The organism is Streptomyces sp. SID8352, assembly GCF_009862265.1.
In the GTDB taxonomy this organism is placed as follows: domain Bacteria; phylum Actinomycetota; class Actinomycetes; order Streptomycetales; family Streptomycetaceae; genus Streptomyces.
The window spans coordinates 41,135-49,065 of record NZ_WWGX01000108.1 but is presented as its reverse complement, the minus strand read 5'-3'; the positions used below and the strand labels follow the sequence as shown (position 1 = coordinate 49,065).

Annotated in this window: 8 protein-coding genes and 1 pseudogene; 4 read left to right on the top strand and 5 right to left on the bottom strand. The window is 73.7% G+C overall.

The window, feature by feature from the left end:
* The first annotated feature begins 43 nt into the window (after positions 1 to 43).
* The 3 genes from GTY84_RS31705 (at position 44) to GTY84_RS31695 (ending at position 4,192) form a co-directional block, all read left to right on the top strand.
* A complete protein-coding gene (locus GTY84_RS31705; RefSeq protein ID WP_202552493.1) occupies positions 44 to 856 on the top strand; it encodes a class I SAM-dependent methyltransferase in 813 nt (270 codons plus the stop codon).
* A gap of 176 nt (positions 857 to 1,032) precedes the next feature.
* A complete protein-coding gene (locus GTY84_RS31700) occupies positions 1,033 to 2,115 on the top strand; it encodes a C40 family peptidase (RefSeq protein WP_161229877.1) in 1,083 nt (360 codons plus the stop codon).
* Between the two features lie 634 nt (positions 2,116 to 2,749).
* Positions 2,750 to 4,192: a SpoIIE family protein phosphatase gene (locus tag GTY84_RS31695; RefSeq protein WP_161229869.1), complete on the top strand. Its 1,443-nt coding sequence runs from the start codon at positions 2,750 to 2,752 to the stop codon at positions 4,190 to 4,192.
* Between the two features lie 124 nt (positions 4,193 to 4,316).
* On the opposite strand, the gene GTY84_RS31690 is transcribed toward GTY84_RS31695, so the two are convergent.
* The 5 genes from GTY84_RS31690 to GTY84_RS31670 all read right to left on the bottom strand — a co-directional run bounded on the left by GTY84_RS31690 (position 4,317) and on the right by GTY84_RS31670 (position 7,028).
* On the bottom strand, positions 4,317 to 4,649 hold the full coding sequence (locus tag GTY84_RS31690) for a DUF2516 family protein (RefSeq protein ID WP_161229876.1): 333 nt from the start codon (positions 4,647 to 4,649) through the stop codon (positions 4,317 to 4,319).
* A 107-nt stretch (positions 4,650 to 4,756) separates the two neighbouring features.
* Complete coding sequence (locus tag GTY84_RS31685; protein ID WP_161229868.1) at positions 4,757 to 5,395, bottom strand: hypothetical protein; 639 nt, start codon at positions 5,393 to 5,395, stop codon at positions 4,757 to 4,759.
* Between the two features lie 79 nt (positions 5,396 to 5,474).
* Positions 5,475 to 5,936 carry a helix-turn-helix transcriptional regulator gene (locus GTY84_RS31680; RefSeq protein ID WP_161229867.1) on the bottom strand — a complete coding sequence of 154 codons (462 nt, stop codon included), beginning with the start codon at positions 5,934 to 5,936 and terminating at the stop codon, positions 5,475 to 5,477.
* A gap of 119 nt (positions 5,937 to 6,055) precedes the next feature.
* Positions 6,056 to 6,400, bottom strand: coding sequence for a hypothetical protein (locus GTY84_RS31675; protein ID WP_161229866.1), 345 nt, complete (start codon positions 6,398 to 6,400; stop codon positions 6,056 to 6,058).
* A gap of 34 nt (positions 6,401 to 6,434) precedes the next feature.
* Positions 6,435 to 7,028 carry a hypothetical protein gene (locus GTY84_RS31670; RefSeq protein WP_161229875.1) on the bottom strand — a complete coding sequence of 198 codons (594 nt, stop codon included), beginning with the start codon at positions 7,026 to 7,028 and terminating at the stop codon, positions 6,435 to 6,437.
* Between the two features lie 491 nt (positions 7,029 to 7,519).
* Between GTY84_RS31670 and GTY84_RS31660 the strand changes: the two are divergent.
* Positions 7,520 to 7,627: pseudogene (locus GTY84_RS31660) on the top strand (TetR/AcrR family transcriptional regulator); the annotation flags it as partial.
* Positions 7,628 to 7,931 lie beyond the last annotated feature (304 nt).

Genomic DNA, 7,931 nt, shown 5'->3' with positions numbered 1-7,931 from the left:
CCGCCGGTGCCCGCCGGTCCCCGCGCCGCATACCCTCGTACCCATGTCCTCCCGCACCGCCTCCCGCCCCGTGGGCACGGTCACGCGCGGGACGACGAACCCGAACCGGCTGCGCCGCATGGACCGCTGGATCACCGCCGTCCACGGCGCCGAGTTGCGCCGCGCCGCCGAGCCCGTCGCCGTCGACCTCGGCTACGGAGCGGCCCCCTGGACCGCCGTCGAACTGCTGCACCGGCTGCGCGGGGCCGCGCCGCGCACCCGTGTGGTGGGCGTCGAGATCGACCCCGCGCGGGTGGCCGCCGCCGCGCCGTACACGCGCGAGGGGCTCGTCTTCCGGCACGGCGGCTTCGAGGTCCCCGTCTCCCCGCGCCCGCTGCTGATCCGCGCCGCGAACGTGCTGCGGCAGTACGACGAGGGGGAGGTCGCCGCCGTCTGGGAGCGGCTGTGCGCGCGGCTCGCGCCGGCGGCGGAGGGCAGCCGGGGCGGGCTCCTGGTCGAGGGCACCTGCGACGAGATCGGACGCCGCCACGTCTGGGTCGCCCTCGGACCCGAGGGCCCCCGCACGGTGACCCTCGCCACCCGGCTCGGCTCCCTCGACCGCCCCTCCGACCTCGCCGAACGGCTGCCGAAGGCGCTGATCCACCGCAATGTCCCGGGCGAGCCGGTGCACGCCTTCCTGCGCGACTTCGACCGCGCCTGGGCCGCCGCCGCGCCCTACGCCTCCTACGGCGCCCGCCAGCGATGGCTGCGCGCGGTGCGGGACCTGACCGCCGACTGGCCGGTGACGGACGGTCCGGCGCGCTGGCGGCAGGGCGAGGTGACGGTGCGCTGGGAGGCCCTGGCCCCACGCCAGTGATCCCGCTGGGGGAACGTTCTCCGCGCGGCGTTCGTCCCACAGCGGGGGGACGTGCCGGGGAGAGGCGTACGCACCCGCCGGCGGAGACGGGCTCCGCCTCTGTCGCTTTGCGCCCGGACGTGGCACGATCCCCGGGCGGCCACATGTTACTGACGGTTAACCAGGTGGGGGACGGCATGGGTACGGGCAAGCGTGTCCTGGTCACGGCGGCCCTCGCCGTCGTCTGCGCGACCACCGCGCTGGCGGTGCCCGGCGCGGCCCTCGCGGCCCCCGCCCCGCCGCCCGCCGCCCCGTCGGCCGCCGCGACGCCCCCGGCCGCGCCGGACAGGGATCTCGAAGCCGTGCGCAAGCAGTTGGAGAAGCTGTACCGCGCGGCGGCCGTCGCCACCGAGGAGTACAACGCCGCCGACGAGAAGGCGCGGGAGCAGTCCGCCCAGCTCGACGAGCTGACCGTCAGGATCGACGCGGGCCGCGAGCGGCTGGCCGCGCTCCGGGACCGCGCCGGGGCCGCCGCCCGCGCCCAGTACCGCACCGGCGGGATGCCCGACGAGGCCAAGCTGATCCTGAACGGCGACCCCGACGACTTCCTCGACGGCACCGGCCGCGTCATCCAGGGCGAGCGCGCCACCAAGGGCCTGCTCGGCGACCTGGCCCGCGCCCAGGAGGACCTGGAGACGTACCAGGCGGACGCCTCGGGCCACCTCACCCGGCTGGAGTCGAACCGCAGGGCCAAGGCCACCGCCCGCAAGAAGGTCGAGAAGCGGATCGCGGCGGCCGAGGAGCTGGAGTCCCGGCTGGAGAAGGAGGAGAAGGTGCGCCTGGCCCGGCTGGAGCGGCTGGCCGCCGAGCGCGCCCAGAACGCCTGGCTCGGCTCCGGCGCCCTCAAGGAGACCGGCGGCGCGGCGACCGAACGCGGGGAGAAGGCGGTGGAGTACGCCACCGCGCAGATCGGCAAGCCCTACAGGTGGGGCGCGGCGGGTCCGGCGTCATACGACTGCTCGGGGCTGACCTCCCAGGCCTGGCTGGCCGCCGGGCGGGCGATCCCGCGCACCTCGCAGGAGCAGTGGAGGCGGCTGGAGCGGGTCGAGGTCGCGGACATGCGGCCCGGCGACCTGATCGTCTACTTCAACGACGCCAGCCACATCGGGATGTACATCGGGGACGGCAGGATGGTGCACTCCCCGCGCCCCGGACGCACGGTGACGATCGCGGGGGCGGGCTCGATGCCGATCCTCGGCGTGGTCCGCCCGGACGCGTAGCCCCTCCGGGGCGGGAACGGCCGGGGGTGCCCCCACGGGGCGGGGTGCCGCCGGGTGGCAGGTGCCCCTACTGGATGGGCGCTACCGGACGGAGATGTCCCTGGGGGTGCTCCTCCGGGCCGACGGTGCCCTCTGCGGTCGGGCTCCCCGACGGGAGCGGATGCGGCTCCGGGATGACGGTGCCCTCCGTGGACGGGGTTCCCGTACAGGGCCGAGCGCTTCTCCGGGATGGCGGCACCCCGTGCGGACGGGGTCCCCTACGGGATGGCGGCAGCGGGGCGGCGTGCCCCTGCCGGGGCGGTGCCCCCACGAACGCGGGGCCGCGCGCCCCCGTACCCTCCGTCCCCGTACCCCCGTACCCCCGCGCCCCCGCGCCCCCGCGTGACCCTCCCCACACGCCTGCCGCGTGACCCGTTCCACGTCCCGCGCGGCACCCGCGTGACGTTCGTCATTCGCAAAGGCCCCGGAACCGGTCCAACTCCGCCCCAGAACGCTGCATATGACAGGCACCGGAGCCCGCCCCGCGTGCCGCGGACCATTCCACCCCGGCGCCGACACCCGCTATGGTCCCCGTCGGTGGGTCGAGGTCCCTCGCCCCGCCGTGCCCTCGGGGGGAGGGAAGGAACCGAACAGCATGCCCGTACCCGTACCGGGGCCGAGAACGACACCGGCCGCGGAGAGTGGTCAGGCGCGGCCCGTCTCCCCGGGCGGTGGCCGCCGGCAGGCGCGCACCCCGCCGGACGGCGCGCCGGACGAGAGCGCCATGGAGAACCACGAGACGACGACCGCACGGCCCGGGGACGGCGCCCGCGCCGACGTCCTCACCGGCACCCGCACCGGCGTCCACGCCGAGGGCGGCGACGACACGTGCCCCGAGGCCGCGGCGGAGGCCGCGCCCGCCGTGCCCGCCCCGCTGACACTGCTGCTCATCGAGGACGATCCCGGCGGCTTCCCGATCGTGCCGGACCTGCTGGACCGCTCCGGCGGGCCGGTCCGCGTCCGCACCGCCCGCAACCTCACCGAGGCCGAGCGGCTGCTGACCGACGACGTCCACTGCATCCTGCTCGACCTGGCCCTGCCCGCCCCCGGCCGCGCGGACGGCGACGACGAGCTGGCCGTGCTCCGGCACGTGCTGGCGCTGGCACCCCGGCACGCCGTGCTGGCCCTCACCTCCGCGGGCGACGCCGAGCGCGGCGCGGAGGCCGTGGCCGTCGGCGCGCAGGACTACCTGCTCCGCGACGAACTGGACGGCCGGCTGCTGAGCCGCGCGATCCGCTACGCCGTCGAGCGCAAGCGCTCCGACTCGGCCGAGCGGCGTCTGGCCGAGGGCCGGCTGCACGCGCAGGAGAACGCCCGCCTGGAGCGCGGCCTGCTGCCGACGCCCCTGCTGGACGGCGCCTCGCTGCGCTTCGCCGCCCGCTACCGCCCCGGCCGCTCCCGCGCCCTGCTCGGCGGCGACTTCTACGACGTGGTCCGCACCCCGGACGGCACCGTGCACGCCATGATCGGTGACGTCTGCGGACACGGCCCGGACGAGGCGGCGCTCGGCGTGGAACTGCGCATCGCCTGGCGGGCGCTGACCCTGGCGGGGCTCTGCGGCGACCGGCTGCTGGGCACTCTCCAGGAGGTGCTGGAGCACGAGCGCTCCGACGACGAGATCTTCGCGACCCTGTGCACGGTCGACATCGCGCCGGACGGCCGCCGCGCCGGGGTGTGCCTCGCCGGACACCCGGCCCCGCTGGTCACGGCGCCGGGGCGGCCCGCCCGGCTGCTGCCGTACGACAGCAACGGCCCGGCACTCGGCCTGCTGCCGAACGCCCGCTGGCCGCGGACGCAGGTGGAGCTGGGCGCCGAGTGGAGCCTGATGCTCTACACCGACGGGCTGATCGAGGGGTACACCGGCGAGGGCCGCGAGCGGCTGGGCGAGGACGGCATGGTGGAGCTGGTGCGCCGGCGCCTCTCCGAGGGGCTGCGCGGCGAGGAGCTGCTGCGCGAGACCGTCAACGAGGTGCGCGCGCTCAACGGCGGCGAACTCGCCGACGACGTGGCCGTCGTCCTGCTGGACCGCACGGCCTGAACCGGCGGCGCGGCCCCGTCACCCCCGCCCGGGGCGGGTCCCGCCCGGCGGGCGGAGAGCCCCCGCCCGGAGGCCGGGAAGGCCGCGGCGCCCGGCCGTCCCGTCCCGTGGGACCGGGCCCGGGTCAGCGGCCCCCGTTCCAGGGACCGTAGGGGCCGTCGCTGCTGGAACCGCGCCGCGGACGGCCGCCGCCGGACAGACCGCGCAGCGCGGGCCGCACGTCGACCATGTACACGATCGTCGCGATGAGGCCGATGATCGGCAGGAACGCGAGGATCGGGAAGATCAGGTCCACCACGAAGGCGATCCCGAGGACGATCAGCCAGAACGGCTTGGTCTGCTTGTCGGCCGCGCGGTAGCTGTCCTCGCGGCGCAGGGCGGCGTCGATCAGCGCGAAGCCGCTGAAAAGGATCAGGGCGGTACTCAGCAGCCACATCAGGCTCGCGAATCCCTGCATCAGCACAACGTCCACCACCAGAGTCGGATCGTGTCCACCCGGTCACCGTACCCGGAGAACGAACCGGGCATCCCCAGGGTGCCCGGGTCGTTCCGGCGGCGACGGCGTCACTCGGCGGACGGCGGCGTCTTCTTGGCGGCGGTGTTGTTCTTCCGCGCCGGGGCCTTGCGGGCGGCCGGGGTCCGCTTCGCGGCGGGCCCGGCCGCGGGCTCGCCGCCCTCCGCGGCGGGCGCGGCGGTGGGCTCCCCGGCCTCGGCGGCGGCCGGGCGGGACTCGGGCTCGACCGCGACGGCCAGGCCCTCCACCTCCCCGGCGGCGTCCTCGATGTCGTCGGCGGCCCGGCCGCGCCAGGTGCGGACGGCCTGCTCGCCGTGGTCCGCGACCTTCTCGTAGGTCTCGCGCGCCTTCACGGCATACTCGGCGGCGACGCCGACACCGCGCAGGGCGAGGTCCTGGGCGGTCTCGCCGAGCTTCTTGAAGTCGGTGTCGAGGGAGCCGATGAACTCGTTGACCTTGGTCTGGAGGGTCCCCTGCGTCTCCCTGACCCGGGCGGCGGCGCGCTCCTGCACGGCCTTCGGGTCGGTGTTGCGGACGGCCTCGATGCGGGACGGGGCCTCGGCGCGCCACTGCTCCACCAGCACCGGCACCTTCTTGGCCTGCTGGAACGCCAGGTCGGCGGTGCCCGCGGCGAAGTAGAGGGGGGTGGGGTCGCTGAAGGTCCTGCGCAGGTCTTCGGTGATGGCCATGGTGATGGTCCTCCGGATCACGTTCTGCTGAGGGTGGATGTGCTGGTTCCGCCTCCGGCCGGGCGGCGGTCGCCGCCGCTCATCCGGCCGGGCGCGGCGGGACGGCCCCGCCGTCGCCGGCCGCTCCGGTGCGGGCCCCGGATATGGAGGTGTCACCGCCGTCGCCGGGAGCACCGGCGGCGTCGCCGGTCCCGAAGCCGTTCTCCTTGCGGAAGGACTCGTAGATCTGGAGCAGCACCTGCTTCTGCCGCTCGTTCAGACCCGGGTCGGCGAGGATGACCGCACGCGTCTCCACCTCGTCCCGGTCCCGCTCCGCGTCGAGGATCCCGGCACGGACGTAGAGCGTCTCGGCGGAGATCCGCAGGGCCTTGGCGACCTGCTGCAGCACCTCCGCGCTCGGCTTGCGCAGCCCGCGCTCGATCTGGCTCAGGTACGGATTGGACACCCCCGTGGCGTCGGCGAGCTGCCGCAGCGAGAGCTGCGCGTTGCGCCGCTGCTCGCGCAGGTACTCACCGAGATTGCCGACGTTGAGCGATGCCATGCCCCCACCATGCCTCCGCCCGCTAACTTTTGCAAGCAGCCCGCTTGCAAAAGGCGGCAGGGGGCGTCGGAGCCTTCCTGAACCTGAGCAAGATAGTTGTCACTTGAGCAGGACAACTGTCACCGCTCGGCTCGGCGGACTCCCGTGCAGGAGAGGACTGAGCCTGCGTCGTCGGCGAGGAAGAGCATGAAGGCCCACGTCCGGTCCGGTGTGAAGATGCAGCCGATCTTGACCTGAGCGGCTTCCAGCCGGGTAAGGATGTCGACGGTGGACGGCAGAGCGAGAGTCCCAGTACCTCGCTTCCGTGCCCGCCGGAGGCGAGCCGCGTAGATTCCGGCGAGCTGCTGGCTGGGAACGCGGCCGTCCCATACGACGAAGTCACCTCCGGCGAGAAGCGCCTCCCTGGCGGCATCGCACGCCGTGGTCTGGTCGCCCAGCATCACGGCAAGCTCCGCCCGGTCCATCTATCCTCCTCCCGTCTACTGTCCCGCAGTCCGCTCAGCCGTCGAAGTGAAGGCCGGGCCGGGTCCAGAGTGTGAGGTCACTGCTGGTGGCGACCGCCAGGGTCAGGCCAGAGGGAGAGAACCCGGCCGCGCGAAGTTCTGAGTACTCGGAGTGGAAGACGTGCCACCACGTCCCTCCATCCGGGCCTTTGTGTGATCCGCCGTCGGCGGAGAGGATGACGCGGTCGTGGGGCCACTCGGGGCTGATGACGTCCAAGGTCCAGCCGTCCGACGTGGTGCTGTGCAGGCCACCGCCGAAGAGTCCGGCTATGCGTACCGGGACGCCCGCGATGGGGCCGAGCCCGGGGCAGGTGAGGTCCGGGTGGGCGTCGGGGGTACTCGTTTCCGGGGCAGGGTCCCGGTCGCGGGCGATCTTCTCGCCGGTGACCGCGTCGAAGAGTCCATGGCCGTCGCTGGACACGACCATGACGAGGTCGTGGCCACTGTCGGGATGGACCGCGAATCCGATACCGAGGAGACCCCCGATGGGAGTCCTGCGGTCCATCACCGGCTGCCACAGCTCGGGAGCCGGCATGACGACGGCCGCGAGATAGCGCTCGCGCAGCTTCTGCTGATACTCCGTGATCAAGTCGTCTCCTCGGTGCGATCCCGCGTCGAGGGCCTCTCGTGCAGCGGCCCACGTCGACTCGAATTCTTGGCGGGTGATCTCAGCAGCGCCGTTGGTTTCTTGCCAGCCGCCCGGAGTGCCTTCCGCGAGAACGCCGTACTGCTGCTCGTAGGCGGCCATGGCTGCAAGGTCGCCGCGGTCACGGATTTCGAGGACCTCCGCCAGCGAGGCTGCGGTCACGGGCTGACGCTGAAGTCCCTGCAAGTCGACGTGACGCAGCGCCCATCCCTCGTCGTCGAACTCGAAGTACGACCAGACGCCGCTCTCACCGTCGTAGGCGCGGATCCACTGCATCACGCTCACATGATCTCTCGGTGAGAGGCCCTTCCGGCGAGGCCCCCGGGCCAACTGCTTCCCGTTGACGCACGCGCGACGCGCTCCCGCTCGGTTAAGGGTGGCGGCGGTAGCCCTTCGTGGTCGGCTTCCGTTGGTCGTCCGGTGGGACAGGACCGCGAGCGATGATCTCGCGCACGGACGTGGACGCCCGGACGTCCTTCGCAACCGGCCTGGACTGGGTTCTCGACGCCGTGGCCGCCAAGCTCACCGCGCCGTCGGCGTGACGCTCAGCCCTTGCAGAAGGTGGGCGAGGGGATCACGCCGGAGTGTCCACCACCCGGACGAGGGGCTTGGCCCCATTCGAGCCGCCCAGCCGACCCGGTGGGTCTGCAAAGTGGCGTGCGGGGAGCTGGGTGAACGCATGGGACCGCCCGCTGTTTCCGCAGGCAGGCTCACTACCATTCAGCCCCACCGGGCCGCCCGGCTTCGGAACCGTCCCAGCAGAACTGACGAGGCCCAGCTCAGAAGAGCGCTCATCGATTCCGAACCGTCTGGGAACGGACAACATCGCCACCGGACGGCTCTCCC